The organism is Caloramator sp. ALD01 (assembly GCF_000472625.1).
GTDB classification, from domain to species: domain Bacteria; phylum Bacillota; class Clostridia; order Clostridiales; family Caloramatoraceae; genus Thermobrachium; species Thermobrachium proteoclasticum.
Genome location: NZ_AXAA01000027.1, coordinates 12690 through 31832, shown reverse-complemented (window position 1 = coordinate 31832; position 19143 = coordinate 12690). Strand labels below are relative to the sequence as shown.

Annotated in this window: 18 protein-coding genes and 3 tRNA genes; all 21 read left to right on the top strand. The window is 31.3% G+C overall.

What is annotated here, in order from left to right; all coding sequences use genetic code 11:
* Positions 1 to 471, top strand: a 471-nt coding sequence (locus A3M9_RS0109810) for an RNA-guided endonuclease TnpB family protein (RefSeq protein ID WP_027309071.1), incomplete at its 5' end; no start/stop codon positions are given.
* A 194-nt stretch (positions 472 to 665) separates the two neighbouring features.
* Entirely contained in the window at positions 666 to 1349 is a 684-nt protein-coding gene (locus A3M9_RS0109805; protein WP_027309070.1) for a response regulator transcription factor, read from the top strand.
* Between the two features lie 4 nt (positions 1350 to 1353).
* Positions 1354 to 2760, top strand: coding sequence for a HAMP domain-containing sensor histidine kinase (locus A3M9_RS0109800; RefSeq protein WP_027309069.1), 1407 nt, complete (start codon positions 1354 to 1356; stop codon positions 2758 to 2760).
* 74 nt (positions 2761 to 2834) lie between these two features.
* On the top strand, positions 2835 to 3959 hold the full coding sequence (locus tag A3M9_RS0109795) for a S1C family serine protease (protein WP_027309068.1): 1125 nt from the start codon (positions 2835 to 2837) through the stop codon (positions 3957 to 3959).
* 130 nt (positions 3960 to 4089) lie between these two features.
* Positions 4090 to 4659 carry an aminoacyl-tRNA hydrolase gene (gene pth / locus A3M9_RS0109790; protein ID WP_027309067.1) on the top strand — a complete coding sequence of 190 codons (570 nt, stop codon included), beginning with the start codon at positions 4090 to 4092 and terminating at the stop codon, positions 4657 to 4659.
* A gap of 11 nt (positions 4660 to 4670) precedes the next feature.
* Positions 4671 to 8174 carry a transcription-repair coupling factor gene (gene mfd, locus A3M9_RS0109785; protein WP_035166338.1) on the top strand — a complete coding sequence of 1168 codons (3504 nt, stop codon included), beginning with the start codon at positions 4671 to 4673 and terminating at the stop codon, positions 8172 to 8174.
* 44 nt (positions 8175 to 8218) lie between these two features.
* Positions 8219 to 9217 carry a peptidylprolyl isomerase gene (locus A3M9_RS0109780; RefSeq protein WP_027309065.1) on the top strand — a complete coding sequence of 333 codons (999 nt, stop codon included), beginning with the start codon at positions 8219 to 8221 and terminating at the stop codon, positions 9215 to 9217.
* Positions 9218 to 9312: 95 nt separating this feature from the next.
* The gene (locus A3M9_RS14655) at positions 9313 to 9465 is read left to right on the top strand and encodes a hypothetical protein (protein ID WP_156897897.1); all 153 of its coding nucleotides are present in this window, start codon (positions 9313 to 9315) and stop codon (positions 9463 to 9465) included.
* A 129-nt stretch (positions 9466 to 9594) separates the two neighbouring features.
* Positions 9595 to 10149 carry a stage V sporulation protein T gene (gene spoVT, locus A3M9_RS0109770; RefSeq protein ID WP_027309064.1) on the top strand — a complete coding sequence of 185 codons (555 nt, stop codon included), beginning with the start codon at positions 9595 to 9597 and terminating at the stop codon, positions 10147 to 10149.
* A 59-nt stretch (positions 10150 to 10208) separates the two neighbouring features.
* Positions 10209 to 11753 carry a polysaccharide biosynthesis protein gene (locus A3M9_RS0109765; protein ID WP_027309063.1) on the top strand — a complete coding sequence of 515 codons (1545 nt, stop codon included), beginning with the start codon at positions 10209 to 10211 and terminating at the stop codon, positions 11751 to 11753.
* A 4-nt stretch (positions 11754 to 11757) separates the two neighbouring features.
* Complete coding sequence (mazG, locus tag A3M9_RS0109760; protein ID WP_027309062.1) at positions 11758 to 13194, top strand: nucleoside triphosphate pyrophosphohydrolase; 1437 nt, start codon at positions 11758 to 11760, stop codon at positions 13192 to 13194.
* A gap of 127 nt (positions 13195 to 13321) precedes the next feature.
* Complete coding sequence (locus A3M9_RS0109755; RefSeq protein WP_027309061.1) at positions 13322 to 13597, top strand: HU family DNA-binding protein; 276 nt, start codon at positions 13322 to 13324, stop codon at positions 13595 to 13597.
* A 71-nt stretch (positions 13598 to 13668) separates the two neighbouring features.
* Positions 13669 to 13926: an RNA-binding S4 domain-containing protein gene (locus tag A3M9_RS0109750; protein ID WP_027309060.1), complete on the top strand. Its 258-nt coding sequence runs from the start codon at positions 13669 to 13671 to the stop codon at positions 13924 to 13926.
* Between the two features lie 457 nt (positions 13927 to 14383).
* Positions 14384 to 14668, top strand: a complete 285-nt coding sequence (gene yabP, locus A3M9_RS0109745) for a sporulation protein YabP (RefSeq protein WP_027309059.1) — start codon at positions 14384 to 14386, stop codon at positions 14666 to 14668.
* A gap of 16 nt (positions 14669 to 14684) precedes the next feature.
* Entirely contained in the window at positions 14685 to 15107 is a 423-nt protein-coding gene (gene yabQ / locus A3M9_RS15080; RefSeq protein ID WP_051350691.1) for a spore cortex biosynthesis protein YabQ, read from the top strand.
* Positions 15108 to 15154: 47 nt separating this feature from the next.
* On the top strand, positions 15155 to 15433 hold the full coding sequence (locus tag A3M9_RS0109735; RefSeq protein WP_027309058.1) for a septum formation initiator family protein: 279 nt from the start codon (positions 15155 to 15157) through the stop codon (positions 15431 to 15433).
* A 68-nt stretch (positions 15434 to 15501) separates the two neighbouring features.
* Positions 15502 to 15903 carry a S1 domain-containing RNA-binding protein gene (locus tag A3M9_RS0109730; RefSeq protein ID WP_027309057.1) on the top strand — a complete coding sequence of 134 codons (402 nt, stop codon included), beginning with the start codon at positions 15502 to 15504 and terminating at the stop codon, positions 15901 to 15903.
* A 219-nt stretch (positions 15904 to 16122) separates the two neighbouring features.
* Positions 16123 to 16212, top strand: a tRNA-Leu gene (locus A3M9_RS0109725).
* A 7-nt stretch (positions 16213 to 16219) separates the two neighbouring features.
* Positions 16220 to 16296 (top strand) — tRNA-Met (locus A3M9_RS0109720).
* A gap of 4 nt (positions 16297 to 16300) precedes the next feature.
* Positions 16301 to 16377 (top strand) — tRNA-Met (locus tag A3M9_RS0109715).
* A 266-nt stretch (positions 16378 to 16643) separates the two neighbouring features.
* Positions 16644 to 19019 carry a stage II sporulation protein E gene (gene spoIIE, locus A3M9_RS0109710; RefSeq protein ID WP_027309056.1) on the top strand — a complete coding sequence of 792 codons (2376 nt, stop codon included), beginning with the start codon at positions 16644 to 16646 and terminating at the stop codon, positions 19017 to 19019.
* Positions 19020 to 19143 lie beyond the last annotated feature (124 nt).

The window sequence follows — 19143 nt, the reverse complement described above, 5'->3', positions numbered from 1 at the left end:
ACAGAAAAAAGAATTAAAATTATACAAAAATCATTATCAAGAAAGCAAAAGCAAAGTAAAAACTATGAAAGAACAAGACAAAAGCTTGCTAAACTCCACGAAAAAATATCAAATCAAAGGAAAGATTTTCTTCACAAATTATCTTCTAAAATTATAAACGAAAACCAAGTGATAGTTTTAGAGGACTTGAAGGTAAAGAATATGCAACAAAATCATAAATTAGNAAAAGCAATAACAGAAGCATCATGGGCAGAATTTAGAAGGATGTTAGAATACAAGGCAAAATGGTATGGCAGAGAAATAATAATAGCACCACAAAATTATGCATCAAGTCAAATATGCAGTGAATGTGGATATAAAAATTCTGATGTAAAGAATTTAGCATTGAGAGAATGGAAATGTCCAAAGTGTGGTGCAGTTCATGATAGAGATATAAATGCAAGTAAGAATTTGCTAAAATTAGCCATGTAAATGGTATATTTGGGGAAGGAACAGCCCTTTGAGCGTGGGGTAACTTGCTCCGCTGGGAGTATTGACCACGAAGCCACCACTTCTATAAGTGGAGGTAGTTCACATAATGTGTAAATTTACTTTATATAATACTCTATAGTCTTGTAAATAATAAACAAAGATGCGAAAATATTAATAAGATTATAAATGGAGGGATGAATATGGTAGAGTCAAAAATATTAGTTGTTGATGATGATGTTAATATATGCGAATTGATAGAAGTATATTTAATGAAAGAGGGATACAAGGTATACAAAGCAAATGATGGAGAAACAGCACTTAAGCTTTTTAAGGAAAAGCAGATAGATTTAATTCTTCTTGACATAATGATGCCAAAGATGGATGGATATTCAGTTTTAAAGGAGATAAGAAGGGAATCTCAAATTCCAGTTATAATGTTAACTGCAAAGGGAGAAACCTTTGACAAGGTTTTAGGTCTTGAGCTTGGTGCAGACGATTATATGGTTAAGCCCTTTGAACCAAAAGAACTTGTTGCAAGAATAAGAGCTGTCTTAAGAAGATATAAACCTCTAAGCCAAAAAAGAGTTATAGAATATACTGATTTAGTAATTGATCCAGATTCTTATATAGTTATGTATAAAGGCAATAAAATCGAAATGCCTCCAAAGGAATTTGAACTATTGTATTTTTTAGCATCTAATCCTAACAAAGTTTTTACAAGAGACCAACTTTTATATGAAGTATGGGGATATGACTATCCAGGAGATTCAAGAACAGTAGATGTCCACGTTAAAAGGGTTAGAGAAAAGTTATTAGAAAATGAAGAATGGCAGATCAAAACTGTATGGGGCGTTGGATATAAATTTGAGGTGAAATGATATTATGAAAAAAAGTTTATTTACTAAATTGATTTCAGCATATCTTGTAATACTTCTTATTTCTTACAGCCTTGTTGCTGTTTTTTTATCCTATTGGTTTTATAAATATTACTATAACCAAAAAACAAATTCTTTAATTAATCAAGGATACATTATAAATAAAACCATTAATGACTATTTAACAAGAAAAATTTCAAAGGATAAGATGATTACGCAGATTAGACTTATGGATGAAATGAGTAATACAAGAATACTAATCGTCGATAAATATGGTTTTATTTATGCCTATTCTTCAAATGAAATGAAGGATTTTATGGGAAAACAAATTACAGATAATGAAATACAAGAAGTATTATCTGGAAATGTGGTTATAAAGAGTGGGGGATTTAAGCAGATATTTTCAAAGCCTATGCTTATGGTTGGTATGCCTATAGTAGTAGCAGACCAAGTTCAAAGTGCGGTTTTTTTGCATTCACCCTTATATGAGGTAAAAAATACATTAAAAACAGTTTATTTTGTTATATGGATGGCTGCATTTTTTGCAATGTTTATTTCAGCTATAATTATATATTATTTTTCTGAGAAGATACTTATAAGACCTTTAAATAAAATAAATAGTACTGCAAAGAGTATAGCAAAGGGAGAATTTGATAAAAGAGTGGACTTAGAATCAGATGATGAAATTGGGGATTTAGCACATTCATTTAATTATATGGCAGATTCTCTTCAGAGCTTAGAAGATATGAGAAGAAGCTTTATTGCCAACATATCTCACGAGCTTAGGTCTCCTATGACTTCAATTAATGGTTTCATTACAGGCATAATTGATGGAACAATTCCTAAAGAAAAATGGATTTATTATTTAAATATAGTACACGATGAAATTAAAAGGCTTATGAGACTTATAAACGATATTTTAGATTTAGCAAGACTTGAGTCGGGAGAGTTCTCCATTAACATAGGTGTATTTGATTTAAATGAACTTATAAGACAAAGGGTTATAAAGTTTGAGGATAAAATAAATAAGCGTGGCATTGAAGTTAATGTAAAGCTTATAGAAAAGAAGCTAAAAGTAAAGGGAGATAGGGATAGAATAGATCAAGTATTAACCAATTTAATAGATAATGCCATAAAGTTTGTTCCAGATAATGGGTTAATAGAAATAAAAACAGAGATAAAAGAAAGAAAGGTTATTGTTCACATATATAATAATGGACCTGCAATTCCAAAGGAAGAAATTAAATATATATGGGACAGATTCCATAAGGTTGATAAAGCAAGATCTAAGGGTGGAGGAACTGGACTTGGATTATCCATAGTAAGGCAGATAATCAATCAACACGGAGAGACAATATGGGTTGAATCTGGTGATTTTGGTACAAGATTTTCATTTACATTAAGTTTGGTTTAATTTATATATTTTTTCAATTTTTATTCATATTTTGTTTAAATCTTGGAAGTATAATCAAGTTAGGAGGTGTGGTTATGGATTATAATAATGGTTCTTGGCAAAGTGGAGTCAAATTTGTTGAAGAAAAAAGATCAAAGAAAATATTGAGGTTTTTAGCTCTTATTTTTATAGTATTCTTTTCAGCAGGTATTGGAGGAATTATTGGGGGATACTATGTAAAGAAAAACTATACTGAGGCACCACTTTTGAACAATCAACTTAATACAAAACAAGAAATAGTAACTAATATACCAAAAAACTCAATAACAAAAGTGGCAGAGGTTGTAGGACCTGCGGTTGTTGGAATAACCAACAATGTTACAACCTTTACAGGCAGGACAGTAAAGCAGGGAACTGGTTCAGGAATAATATTTGATAAGTCTGGATATATAGTAACAAACCAGCACGTTATAGATGGAGCAAGTGAAGTATATGTTACCCTCGCAGGAGGTAAAAAACTTCCAGCAAGAGTTATAGGTGCTGATTATAGAACTGACCTTGCTGTTTTAAAGATAGAGGCACAAAATTTACCTGTTGCAAAGTTTGGAGATAGTTCTAAGGTAAGAGTGGGAGATATAGCAGTTGCGATAGGTAATCCATTAGGAGAAGAGTTCTCAGGTTCAGTTACTGCTGGAGTTATAAGTGCTGTAAATAGAAAAATGACTGTGGATGGAAGAACCTATAAAGTTATTCAAACAGATGCCTCTATAAATCCAGGTAATAGTGGAGGAGCCCTTTGTAATGAAGCAGGTGAAGTAATTGGTATAAATAGTTTAAAGATTAGCAGTGCAGAGGGAATGGGATTTGCAATTTCAATAAATGAAGCAAAACCAATAATAGAATCACTTATGAAAAATGGATATGTTTCAAGACCTTTTATTGGTATATATTATGAGTTTATAGATGAAGAGATTGCAGATGAATATAATGTTCCAGTAGGGGTTAATATAAGAGGTGTTGAAAGAGGAAGTGGAGCAGAAGAAGCTGGAATAAGACCAGGTGACATTATAGTAAACTTCGACGGAGTAGATATAAAGAGAATGGAAGATTTGTCAGATGTCTTAGAGAAACATAAAGTTGGGGATATAGTATCAGCAAGAATTTGGAGAGATGGTAAGTATATAGATGTAAAGATAAAGTTAGGTGAAAAAACAAAATAGTATAATAAATCTTGATAAAGTGCCTTTTAACAGGCACTTTATTTTTGTGTTATGTACTTGCTAACACATTTTTCAACATTATGGTATAATAAAGCACAGAAAATATTTATTGCTTTTAAGGAGGAAAGAGATGAAACTTGTAGTTGGGCTTGGAAATCCAGGAAGGGAATATGAAAACACAAGACATAATATAGGGTTTGATGTAATAGATTATATTGCTGATAAGGTAGGAGCGAATGTAAATAAGATTAAATTTAAAGGGCTTCTTGGAGAGTTTGTCTATGAAGGTGAAAAGGTTTTATTATTAAAACCTTCTACATTTATGAACTTAAGCGGAGAAAGTGTGAGGGAAGCAAAGGATTTTTATAAAATTGATGGTAAAGATATAATAGTGGTATACGATGATATAGCAATTGATGTGGGAAGGATTAGAATTAGACCATCTGGTAGTGATGGTGGGCATAATGGAATAAAGAATATAATTTATCAGCTATCCAGTGATAAGTTTAGTAGAGTAAGGGTTGGTGTAGGGGCTCCTAAGGGTGATTTGGTTTCTCACGTTCTTGGAAAGTTTACAGCTGATGAAAGAAAGATAATGGATGAAGTTATAAAGGTATCATCTGAAGCCGTTTTGGAGATAATTAAAAATGGAGTACAAAGTGCAATGAATAAGTTTAATGGATATTGTGTTATAAAATAGGGGGTGTTTTTTTGAGGTTTGAGGGGATAAAAAGGGTATTTGAATCAGAAGATAGCTATAGGCAACTTTTAAAAAACATAAAGGAAGAAAATTTTATATGTCAGACCTATGGCCTTTCTGAGACTCAGAAGGCCTTTGTGTCCTTTTGTCTTTTTGAGGATATAAAAGGACACTTCTTATATATAGCACATAATGAGATAGAGGCAAGGAAGATATATGAGGATTTAAGTACCTTTACAGATAAGGTTGCTTATTTTCCTTCAAAGGAAAGTGCAATTAATGTAGATGTTACGTCATCAGGGATAAAGCAGGAGAGAATAAGGACTATTTTTAGGATTTTAGAAGGTGAGGATTTAATAGTTGTAACTTCTATAGACTCTATTTTTTATAAGATGACACCAAAGGAGATAATAAAAAATAGCAAATTAATATTAAAAAAGGGAGATATAGTAGAACCTTTAGATTTAACTAAAAATCTGTATGATTTAGGCTATGAAAGGGTTGAGGTTGTAGAGGGGCCTGGCCAGTTTGTACAAAGAGGAGGAATAATTGATATATTTCCTTTAAATGAAGAGGTTCCCTATAGAATTGAGTTTTTTGATGATGAAATAGACACAATTAGAAAATTTGATATAGAAACTCAAAGAAGTCTTGATTATGAAGAATTTATCACAGTACTTCCTGCAAGAGAGATTATAATTAGAAGTGGAGATGTTAATAAAATAACAAATGCAATAGACGTAGAATACGAAAAAATATATAAAAATTATAAAAAGAATAAAGATGTACAGGATAGACTAAAGCAAAAGTATAATTCTATTAAAGAAGGGATAACTAATTTTAGGTATTTTGAAGGAATTGAAAGTTTTATAACTACAATATATGAAGAAGCGGAAAACTTCTTAGATTATTTTAATAATCCAACAGTACTTTTAGATGAAACAGCAAGACTTATAACAAGAATAAAATCCTTTGAAGAAGAGTTTAGAGAAATTTTCAAATCTATGATGGAAAAGGGAGAGGTATTACCTATACAGGCAAACTGGGTTTATAGTGCAGAGTATTTATTAGATGTAGTTAATAAGAAAAGATGTATAGGTTTTAATATGCTCCCAAGAAGTGTTCAGGATATAAATGTACGAGCTGTTGTGAATTTTAATGCTGTAGTTAGCAACATAACATCAGTTAATTTAGAGTATTTTATAGATGAATTAAAAAATAGAATTCAAAAGAATTATTATGTTTTAATATTTGCAGGAACAAGGGCAAAGGCTGAAAGGCTTACAAAGGGATTAAAGGATGAAGGAATAGAAGCAGAATATGTTGAAGAAGTAAAGGGTTTAATTCCAAGAAAGGTATATGTTACCTATGGTAGTATAAAAAATGGAATTGAGTTTTTTGAATGCAGACTTACTATATTATCGGAGAGGGAAGTATATAAGACAAACAAAGAAAGAAAAAAGCAATTTAATAAGAAGTCAAGAAAAATAGAGAGTTTTACTGATTTAAAGATCGGGGATTATGTTGTTCACGCAAATCACGGTATAGGTGTATTCTCAGGAATTAAGGAACTTGTTATTGAGGGAATAAAAAGAGATTATTTGGTTCTTAAATATCAAGGGGAAGATACATTATATGTTCCTGTTGAACAGTTAGATTTAGTGCAAAAGTATATAGGCGGAGATGATAATCCACCTAAAATAAATAAACTTGGTACATCAGAATGGGCAAAGACTAAGAAAAAGGTAAAGGAATCCTTAAGGGAGGTTGCACAGGAACTTGTTGCTTTATATGCTGTCAGAAACTCTATAGAAGGTTATGCCTTTTCAAAGGATACACCTTGGCAAAAACAGTTTGAAGATGAATTTCCATATAACGAAACAGAAGATCAGCTTATAGCAATTGAGGAAATAAAGAGGGATATGGAGAGCAAAAAGCCTATGGATAGGCTTTTATGTGGAGATGTTGGATATGGGAAGACAGAGGTTGCTATGCGTGCAGCCTTTAAAGCTGTTATGGATGGTAAACAGGTAGCAGTTCTTGTGCCAACTACAATACTTGCACAGCAGCATTATAACAATTTCAAACAAAGGTTTTCTGATTTTCCAGTTAACATAGATATGATAAGTAGATTTAGGTCAAAGGAGGAACAAAGGAGAACCTTAAAGGAACTTTCGGTAGGGAATGTAGATATTATTATAGGAACCCATAGACTTCTTCAAAAGGATGTAAAGTTTAAGGATTTAGGACTCCTTATTGTGGATGAAGAACAACGATTTGGGGTTTCTCATAAAGAGAAAATAAAACTTTTGAAGAAGAACATAGATGTATTAACTTTAACTGCAACTCCAATTCCAAGAACTTTACATATGTCCTTAATTGGTGTTAGGGATATTAGTGTAATAGAAACTCCACCAGAGGAAAGATACCCTGTTCAGACATATGTATTAGAATATAATGAGTTTATAATACGTGATGCAATTTTGAGAGAGATATCAAGGGGAGGACAAGTATTTTTTGTATATAATAGAGTTGATAAAATAAAGGAAATGCAGGCTTATCTGCAGAGGTTAGTAGATGGAGCAAGGGTACTTATAGCACACGGACAGATGGATGAAGATGAATTAGAACAGGTTATACTTGATTTTGTATCAGGTGAAGCAGACATACTTTTGTGTACTACAATAATAGAAACAGGGATTGATATGCCGAATGTAAATACCCTTATAGTATATGATGCCGATAGGATGGGTTTGTCTCAACTTTATCAATTAAGGGGTAGAGTTGGAAGATCAAATAGACTTGCCTATGCATATTTTACCTATAGAAAAGATAAGATTTTAACAGAAGTTGCAGAAAAAAGATTAAAGGCTATTAAGGAGTTTACTGAGTTTGGTTCAGGATTTAAAATTGCAATGAGGGATTTAGAGATAAGAGGAGCAGGTAATTTATTAGGAACAAGGCAACACGGACATATGATGGCGGTTGGATATGATTTGTATTGTAAGCTTCTTGAGGAGGCAGTTAAGGAGGTTAAAGGAGAATTTACAGAAGAGGTTGAGACAAGTATAGATATTTTAGTTAATGCACATATACCTGATGATTATATAAAAGATGGAAGGGTTAAAATAGAGGTTTATAAAAAGATTGCTGCAATATCTTCAATTGAGGATAAGCAGGATGTTGAGGACGAACTTGTGGATAGATTTTCTGACATACCAAAGCCTGTTGAAAATTTAATAATGATTTCCTACATAAAATCTATTGCTCAAAAACTCAAGATTGTAAGTATAAAACAGGTTCAAAAGGATATTTTCCTGCATTTTAAAGATATAGGATACATAGATTATGAGAAAATAAAGCAATTAAATTCTAAATTTAATAATATTGTATCCTATGGAAGTTTAAAGGAACCTATATTAAAGATTAGATTGAATAAATTCTCTAACAACCAAATATTGTATATAATTAAGGATTTATTGGAGGAATTGAAAAATTTGCATAATGAAAAATGATGTTGTATAATAGATATTGATTTTAAAAAAGGGAGAGGATGAAGGTGAAAATAGCTAAAAAAGTAATGGCATTAGCATTATCAGCCACTTTATTATTAAGTTTAGCATCTTGTGAGCTTATAACAAAGACTGAAGAGGGGAAGATGAAGGAGGCTGTTGCAAAGGTAAATGGACATACAATAACAAGGGGGGAATTTTTAAAGAGATTTGAAACTGAAAAGGCAAGAATGGAAAACCTATATGGAAAGGATTTTTTTGAGAAGAAGGAAAATGAAGCTTATGTAAATCAAATAAAGAATAATTTAATAGATAATATGATAAATGAAGTTCTACTTGTAAAGAGAGCAGAAGAGCTTAAGGTTGTACCTGATGAAAAAACTCTACAGGATGAAATAAACAAAAAGATAGAAGAGGGCAAAAAGAGCTTAGGTGGAGAGGATAAGTTTAATGAGACTCTAAAGAATTTAAAAATTACATTAGAGGATTATAAGGGTTATTTAAGAAGTGGAATAATAATAGATAAGCTATATGACCATATAGCAAAGGATGTAAAGGTAACTGATGATGATATAAAGAAATACTACAACGAAAATATATACGATTATACAGAGAAACCAAATAAAATGAATGTATCCCATATATTAGTTAAAACAGAGGAAGAGGCAAAAAAGGTAAAGGCAGAATTAGATGCTGGAGCAAAATTTGAAGATTTAGCAAAGAAGTATAGCCAAGACCCAGGTTCAAAGGATAAGGGTGGTAATTTAGGCGATATATACTATAATGATAAAAACTATGATAAAGACTTTATGACAAATGCTATTGCACTACCAGAGGGAAAAATAAGTGCACCAGTTAAAACTCAGTTTGGATACCATATAATAAAAATTAATAAAAAAGAGGAATATAAACAACTGCCTCTTGAAAAAGTAAAGGCTGAAATAGAAAAGAAATTATTAGATGATAAAAAGGCACAAGCTTTCCAAGATGAGCTTAAAAAGTTAAAGGATAAGGCTAAGATAAAGATATATGAAGAAAGATTATAAAAGGATAGGGAATTTCCCTATCTTTTTTATTTTAGAGTTGAATAAAAAATTAAAATAATGTATAATTATACTATATAGATTATGGAGGTATGTGTATGAAACCACGCAATGATGAAATTAACTATAGAGATATAGATAGAAGCCCACAGCGTTATATGAGGATAGACTGTAGGTATTGTGGATACAGAAATAGAGCTTCGGGTGGAGAAATGCAATGCAAAAAATGTATGATAACCAATACAAAATAAAGAGAGGAAAATTTTGACCTCTCTTTTATATTTTTTGTTAATTTATTTATTTATTTACTAATTTTAAGGTATAATTTTTATTTTTTTGTAGAGATTATTAATAAGAGCATATAAAAAGGAGGGATTTGTTTGAAGGCTACAGGAATAGTTCGTAGGATTGATGATTTAGGAAGAGTAGTAATACCAAAGGAAATAAGAAGAACCTTGAGAATACGTGAAGGAGATCCACTTGAAATATTTACAGACAGAGAAGGAGGAATAATCTTAAAAAAATATTCTCCTATAAATGAACTAAGTGATTTTGCTAAGGAATATGCAGAGGCACTTCATCAGTCTATTGGTCATCCTGTAATAATTTGTGATAGGGATAGTGTCGTTGCTGTAGCTGGTACCGCAAAGAAGGAATATCTTGATAAGAGGGTAAGCGATGAGCTTGAAAAAGTATTCGAAGAAAGAAAGATTTTTGTTTTTACAGGAAAGGAAGGAAATGCAGTTCCTATAATTCCTGAAGAGGAAGAAAAAATGGAATATAAGGCACAAATTATTGCACCAATAATTGCTGAGGGCGATGCAGTAGGTGCAGTTGTAATTATGTCAAAGGAACCCAATGTAACCTTTGGTGAATTAGAAAGAAAGTTAGCAGAAACAGCTTCAACATTTTTAGGAAAACAAATGGAGCAATAATGGAATACATACCTCCTAATTCTAATATTTTATTAAGAGAAGGAATTAGGAGGTTTTTTATGACCAAAAAAAACATTATTAAAGGTACTCTGATTCTAATTATTTCAGGATTTATTGCAAAGTTTTTAGGGCTTTTTTTTAGATTACCAATAATTTATATGATAGGTGAAGAGGGGATAGGTCTTTATCAACTTACATACCCAATTTATACGTTTTTACTTGGACTTTCTGCAGGAATACCTGTTGCTATATCCAAAATGGTATCACAGAGAGCAGCTTTATCAAAATACGAGGATTGTAGAAGAATTTATAGAGCATCGATGTTTGTTATGTTTGTAATTGGTACAGTATCTACACTACTATTGATTGTTTTTGCTAATGATTTAATAAATTATTTTTCCTGGAGTAAAGATGCCTATTATTCTATTTTAGGTATTTCCTTTGCTCCATTATTTACTTGTCTTTTGTCTGTTTATAGGGGTTATTTTCAAGGTTTTCAGAATATGAACCCATCTGCAGTATCTCAGATAATAGAACAGATAGGTAGGGTAGTTGTAGGTGTAGGTTTGACTTACTTTTTATTACCCTATGGGATAGGAGCAGCAGCAGGAGGAGCAGCTTTTGGGGCTACCTTTGGAGCCTTTATTTCATTAATCTTTTTAATGCTATTGTATAAAAAGTATGGGAAAACATATAAATATGCTAATAATACTTTTACACCCTATAGAAGTATAATTAAAGAACTTATATTGTTAGCAATTCCAATATCATTAGCACACGCATTAGGCTCTATAATGTCGTTGATTGATTCGCTCACAGTTCCTAAATTATTGAAGATGTCTGGTTATACAGAAAGTATAGCTACTGCACTTTATGGACAGTTAACAGGAAAGGCATTTGTGTTAATAAATGTACCACTTACTATGGCAACAGCTCTATCTCAGAGTACAGTTCCAGCTATTTCAGAGGTATATACTATAAATAACAAAAAATTGCTTAAGAGGAATATGGAGATGTGTTTTAAGCTGGCTTCAATTTTAGCATTTCCTTGTGCAGCAGGTTTGTATACTTTAGCACGACCAATATTTTATTTTGTATTTCAGGGTATGGATGATGGATGGGAACTTCTTCAGATACTATCTATTGCAGTTATATTTATAATATTTTCTCAGGTTGCTACGAGTATAATAAATGGTATTGGAAAAACATTTATACCTTTAATATCAATGATAATTGGAAGTATAGTAAAGGTGCTTATATCTTTTAGTTTAATTTCTATTCCAAGTATTAATATTAAAGGAGCTGCCTATGGTACTCTAATTTCGTACATTCTAATATCTTTTATTAATATCTATTTTGTATTTAAATATACAAAGACAAGAATAAACCTATTTAAAAGTATTGTATCACCAATAGCTTGCTCAATTGCTATGATTTTCATAGTTGTTATTGCATATACAAGATTTTATGAATATACTTTAAGTATAAATATATCAACTATATTTTCTATATTAAGTGGTGCAGCTATATATTTTGTTCTCCTATTTATTACAAAGACAATAAGCTTAAAGGATGTATTAGATTTGCAAAAGAAAAAGAGGTGATATATTGATTACGATTGTGGGTTTAGGACCTGGTTCCTTTGAGGATTTAACTATGAAAAGTTTAAACCTTATGAAAAATGCAAAAAAGTTATATTTAAGAACTGAAAAACATCCAAATGTAGAAGGAATTAAGAGGATGGGTATAAAATTTGATACATTTGATAAATACTATGATGAGAGTGAGGATTTTGAAGAGGTATATAAAAAGATAGCAAGGGATATTGTTGACATTGAGGATGTAGTTTATGCAGTTCCTGGTCATCCATTGGTGGCAGAAAGATCAGTTCAGTTGATAATAGAATATGCTCAGGAAAAAAATATACCTGTTGAGATTATACCTGCCTTAAGCTTTATTGATGCAATAATAAATACATTAAAAATTGATCCAGCTAATGGCTTAAAAATAATAGACGCATTAGACATTGAAAGACAAAGACCTGATAAAAGGGTTGGCAATATAATTACTCAGGTTTATAGTAGGTTGGTTGCTTCGGAGCTTAAAATAAAGCTTATGGATTATTATGATGATGAATACGAAATATATGTAATAAGAGCAGCTGGAGTAGAGGGGCTTGAAAGAGTAGAAAAAATTCCTCTTTATATGTTGGATAGACTCAGTTGGATTGATTATCTAACCAGTGTATATATACCTAAGGTTGAGGAGAATGGAAAAAAGGATTTTTATGATTTATTAGATATAATGGAAAGATTAAGAGGAGATGATGGTTGTCCTTGGGATAGAGAACAAACCCACGAAAGTCTAAAAAAATATTTACTTGAAGAGGCCTATGAGGTGCTTGATGCTATAGACAAGGATGATATGGATGAACTTTGTGAAGAACTTGGAGACGTACTTTTACAGATAGTATTTCATAGCCAAATAGCAAAGGAATTTGGCGAATTTAACATATATGATGTAGTTGATGGTATATGTCAAAAAATGATTAAAAGACACCCACACGTATTTTCAGAGAATGTAGTAAACTCTGTTGATGATGTGCTTGACAATTGGCAACAGATAAAGAAGAAGGAAAAGAACATCGACAGCTATACAATGGAGATGAAAAGAATTCCAAAATCAATGCCAAGTCTAATTCGAAGCTATAAAGTACAAGAAAAGGCTAAAGAAGTTGGTTTTGATTGGGACGATGTATCTGATGCAATAAAAAAAATACAAGAAGAGTATTTAGAGGTATTAGAAGCAATAAAAATTGGAGATAATAATAAAATAGAGGAAGAGATAGGAGATTTAGTGTTTGCGGTAGTAAATGTAGCAAGATTTTGCAATATCAATCCTGAGATAGCCTTGACAAAAACCGTAGAAAAGTTTATAAAAAGATTTGAGTATATTGAACAAAAGGCTGATAAATTGGGTAAAAATTTAAAGGATATGACATTAGAAGAGATGGATGAAATTTGGAATCAATCAAAAAATACATAAATTTAAAGAAATTATATAAAAAATATAGTTTTAAAAGAAGGATTTTTAAAACTTATGAAGAATAACTTAATTAGCTAATATTATTTAAATAATTTAAATATGTGCATAAACTAAGGAGGGAAAAACTGTGAATAAGGCAGACTTAATTACATCAATCGCAGAAAAGAGTGGATTAACAAAGAAGGATGCAGAAAAGGCTCTAAAGGCATTTATGGAAAGTGTTGAAGAAGCTCTTACAAAGAACGATAAGGTTCAACTAATTGGATTTGGAACTTTCGAAGTAAAAGAAAGAGCTGAAAGAAAGGGAAGAAATCCAAAGACTTTAGAAGAAATAGTTATCCCAGCATCAAAGGTTCCTGTATTTAAGGCAGGAAAAGAATTAAAGGATAAAGTTAATAAGTAATTATAAAAAAATCAGGTCGCGTACCTGATTTTTTTATAACGTATATATATTATAATAAGAGGGATGATAAAATGAGACTTGATAAATTTTTAAAGGTTTCGAGAATAATAAAGAGAAGAACAGTTGCAAAGGAAGTTTGCGATACAGGTAGAGTATTAGTAAATGGGCGTGTAGCCAAACCAGGCACAAACGTCAAGGTTGGAGATATAATAGAAATACAATATGCCGCTAAAACCGTTAAAGCAGAAGTTTTATTAGAAAAAGAGCATGTGACTAAAGATGAAGCAAAAGATATGTATAGAATACTTCAAGGAGAAGAGATAGAATAAATTTCTATCTCAGATTGTTGATAAACCGAATTGTTAAATAAAATCTGAAATAGCCCCATGAAAGGATTTTATTAGGCTCTTTCATGAGCTTTAGCAATTCTTGCTTTTCGGCTTTGAAAAAAGTCCGTAATTCGGCACAGGACGTGCCGAGCCGAGCGGCCATCAGGAGGATGGCATCGCGAGGGTAGGACTTTTTCAAACAAAGAAAAGCTTAGAATTGCTTGGCGAAATGAACGAATGCCCAAGAAATCCTTCATGGGGCTAATCAATATATGACTTTTTCAACAGCCTGAGATAGAATAAATTTCTATCTCTTTTTTTATTAATAATCATTATCCACATTCTGTGGATAAGTATGTGGATAAAATGTGGGAATTATGTGGGTTAGTGTTGATAAATTGGAGTTATATTATTGTTAGTATGTGAATATTATTTATATGAGGGTGGAGGGATGATTATGGAAAATAATAAAATAGTTAAAAATCAAAATCATAACTTAAATATGATAAATAGACAAAAGCTTGATATTACTGGGGTAGTAAATGTTATTAACTTCAATGAAGAACAGATTAATTTAAGTACAATTATGGGACAGATGATAATTAAAGGTAAAAATATGAAGATAAATAGGTTAAATGTGGACAATGGGGATATGTGTATAGAGGGGGAGATTATAGGTATTAATTATTTAAACAAACAATCTAACAATAGTGAAAGTATATTTAAGAAGCTCTTTAAGTAAGCTAATGGGTGATTAAATGACTTTGCCAATAGGTGTTCAAATAAAATATTTTGTTTCTACAGTCGCTGTTGGTTTTTTAATAGGCATTTTTTATGATATATATAGATTATCAAGACAGGATAAATTTAAAAGAAATATTCTATCCTCTATATCTGATTTTTTATTTTGGATTTTAATGAGCATAGTTGCATTTATTTTTATGTTAAAGACTAATAATCTAAATTTGAGGTATTATACCTTTTTGGGCATATTGTTTGGATATATGGTTTATAGTATGTGTATAAGTAAATATTTATATAATGTTTTAAATATATTACTTTATGTTATAATTAAATTGTTGAGAATTTTATTTAGGATTATTTTGTATCCCTTTAGGCTTATTTTTTTATTACTTAAAAATCTAATATATTCAATATTAAATTTTAGAAGGAAAAATTAAGTCTTTGAAGAATTAATACAAAAGAAAAAAGAATGTGGGGGATAGCTATGAAGAAAAAGAAGAAAAAAGTATTACTACGTATCTTGGTATTTTTGTTTTTTGGATTAGTTATGGTAAAGCAACAAATTATAATATTTAGATTAAACAAAGATATTAAAGCATACAATGAGGTTTTAAATAAAGTTAAAACTCAAAACTTAGAGCTTAAAGAGGAGTTGAAAATTAGTGAAAGAGCTGATTATATAGAACGTCTTGCGAGGCAAAAACTAAGGTTAATAAAGCCTGGTGAGATATTGTTTATTGATAAGAATAAAAAGAATAACTAAGTTGACGTCCATAATTTATTTTTATATAATATAAGATATGATTAAATTTAAGGAGGAATTTTTTCGTCATGACCCTACAAGTAGGAAACATTTTAGAGGGCAAAGTTGTGAACATTACAAATTTTGGTGCTTTTGTTGAAGTTTCAGGAAAGACAGGTTTAGTCCACATTTCTGAGGTTTCAGACACCTATGTAAAGGACATTAGAAAGCATCTTAAGGAACAAGACAAGGTTAAGGTAAAGGTTATTGCAATTGATGAGAATGGAAAGATAAGTCTTTCTATTAGGCAGGCACTTCCTAAGAAATCCTTAAGACCAGCAGAGATTGATTGGGATGCAGAAAAAAGAAGAGCTGCTAATCTTTCCTTTGAAGAAAGACTTGCAAAATTCCTAAAGGAAAGTGAGGAGAGATTCCAGGACTTAAAGAAAAGTCAAGATTCAAAAAGAAGTGGCGGATATTCAAGAAGGTAAATATACAAGGTATTTTGCTTAAGCAAAATACCTTTAAATTTTTTTTTAGGGGATAGGGATTTAGGTGTTGACAAAGACAAAAAAACCTGTATAATAAAAAGAGTCAGCAGGACAGAGGCGATAAAAAAATAAAAAATAAAAACAAAAAAACTGTTGACATAATAAAAAAGATAATATATAATAATAAATGTCGCAGGGCGATGAAGAAAAAATGAATATGCCGGAGTGGCGGAACAGGCAGACGCACAGGACTTAAAATCCTGCGGTTTGAATAAAACCGTACCGGTTCGACCCCGGTCTCCGGCACCACTAACATCGCGGGGTGGAGCAGCTAGGTAGCTCGTCGGGCTCATAACCCGAAGGTCGGAGGTTCAAATCCTCCCCCCGCAACCAACATGGCGGCGTAGCTCAGTTGGCCAGAGCATTCGGTTCATACCCGAAGTGTCAGCGGTTCGAATCCGTTCGCCGCCACCATAAAGAACGAGTAGTTAAACTACTCGTTTTTATTTTTGTATAAAGTCAAGCATATTCTAAGAACAAGTCGACAAATACAATACAAATCAACATATCTTTCATTTCTAAATCAAAATCTGTTGAATAAAAGAGTCGAATGTTTTTTCACATTATTTTTTTTTAAAATAAACTGTCGGAAACTTTTTGTAGTACATCTGTAATAATGACAAACATTTCTGCATATATTTGGTATAATAACCCTACAATTTGAAATTGGGGGGGTTATTATGTATAGAGATGACATACTACCATATAGGAGAGTTGCTGATAATAAGGTTCGTAAAAAAATAAGTATTGATTTATTTTCTTTTAGGCATTTGCTATTGCTTTTAAGTGCTCTATTAGTAAGTAGAGTGGTTATGTTAAAGGCACTTATGCCCTTTGGGGTAGCTTTTTTAGTGGCAGCATATTCTATCTTAAATAGGTTTGAAACATTTTTGGTGTCTATATTTGTTGCTTTAGGCTATGTACTCTCTTTTCAAAATTATTTATCTTATTCTCACGTAGTAACAGTCTTGGCACTTATGATTTTTATTCCTTTTTTATCAGAAAATAAGAAGATATATAAGTTTGCTATATTGGCATTTATTATAAATATCTTAGTAAATATAGCGTTTAGATTTTATGTTAATTTAGATATATTACCCTATGACATAATAGTATCTATTTTCGAATCCTTTATAATGGTATCAAGTGCATATATTTTTAGTTATGGTATTCCGTTGTATTTCAATAAACAATCAAGGAAGCTCTTTTCAAAAGAAGAAATTATATGTTTTATACTTGCACTATCACTTGTAGTATCAGGGCTATGGGATATTAATATATACGGTTTTTCTTTAAAAAATGTTATATCTATGTTGGTTGTAATATGTTTTGGGTATAGTGAAGGGGCAAGTATGGGAGCAGCTGTAGGAGTTACAATGGGTGTCGTCTCTGGTATTTCAGATCCATCTATGGCGGTTAACCTTGGAATATTTGGTTTTAGTGGACTTATTGCTGGTGTTTTTAAGGATTACAATAAATTTATAGTTGCAGTTTCGTTTGTTATTGCAACAGCTATGCTTTCCTTTTATAGTTTAGGCAGCATAACTTTGAATAATGTTTTTTTAGAGGCTATGATTGCTTCATCAATTTTTATGATAATGCCAACAAAAAAATTTAAAAAACTTACTTCTTCTTTAGATGGAGATAAAAAGATAATAGAACTTCAAAAGTCATATATAGAAAAAGTTAAAGGACTTATGGAAATTAGGCTGTCTTCTATGTCAAGTACATTATATGATATATCGTCAATCTTGCAGGAGAACATAGAAAATGAACTATCAAAAAAGCAGGAGATAAATAGCCTTGTTGAAAAAATTGCAGATAGAGTATGTGCAAATTGTGATTGTAAGAGTATTTGTTGGGGTAAAGAATTATACTATACATATGATTCCATTGTTGAGATGTTAAGACTCATAGAAAAGAAGGGTATGTTATCAGTAATGGAAATGCCAGAGAGTATGAGAAGAAAATGTATAAGACCAACAGAAATAATGAAGCAGTCTATTCATCTTTTAGAGATAATGAGGTTAAATAATAGATGGAGAAAAAAATTAATAAACTCTCGTATGATTTTATCAGAACAAATTAAAGGTATATCAAGCATCATTGAGTCAATGGTTAAAGAAACCTCAAATTCTATTGTTTTTAGAAATGATGTTGAGGAGGAAATAGCTGTTGAGCTTGATAAAGCTGGTTTAGAGTTTGATAACATAGTAGCTTTGAAAAATGGTAGAGAAAAATATGAGATAACCTTCTATAGAAAACCTTGTAGAGGAAAAAACTTGTGCGTTAAGGAGTTTGAAAGGGCAGTTTCAAGGGCACTTGGTATGAAGATGGTTGTAGATGGTTCGGGTTGTAGAATAGATGAAAATAAAACTATGTGTCAGTTTAGACTAATAGAGGCTGAAAGCTTTAGTTTAGTTACGGCAGTTGCTAAAGCCTCAAAGGAAAAGGTTTCTGGTGATACATATTATTTTGGCAATATAGGAGAAGGGCGATATATGATTGCATTAAGTGATGGAATGGGAAGTGGAAGGGCAGCTAATATGGAAAGTAACACTACTATTGCTCTTTTAGAAAAACTTATGGAGGCGGGATTTGAAAGGAATACAGCAATAAAGGCAATAAATTCGGTTTTAGTTTTGAGATCCTGTGATGAAAGCTTTGCAACTGTTGATATGGGGCTTATTGACTTGTATAGTGGTATAGGTGAATTTATTAAAATAGGTGCAGCACCAACTTTTATAAAATCAGGAAGAGAGGTTGAGGTAATAAAGAGCTCTGCACTTCCTGTTGGTATATTAGATGATATAGATATTGAAAGCCACATAGTTGAATTTAGAAGTGGTGATATGATTGTTATGGTAAGTGATGGAATGGTTGATTGCAATGATGAGCTAAAGGAAAAATGGATTATTAAGGCACTTAAGGAGTTTGATAGTGGAAATCCAAAGGATGTTGCGGATTATTTATTAAATAAAGCTAAAGAATTTTATGGCAATAATATAAAGGATGATATGACTGTAATTGTGTCAAAGATATGGAAGATTAGTTAATTATAGAATGAATTTTTGGGTGCCGTGAACTTAGATTTTATAATTGTTCACGGCCTTTATATTTTTAATTTATGTGCCTTCTTGCTGAATTTATTATTTAAAGTTATTATATATATATCTTTAG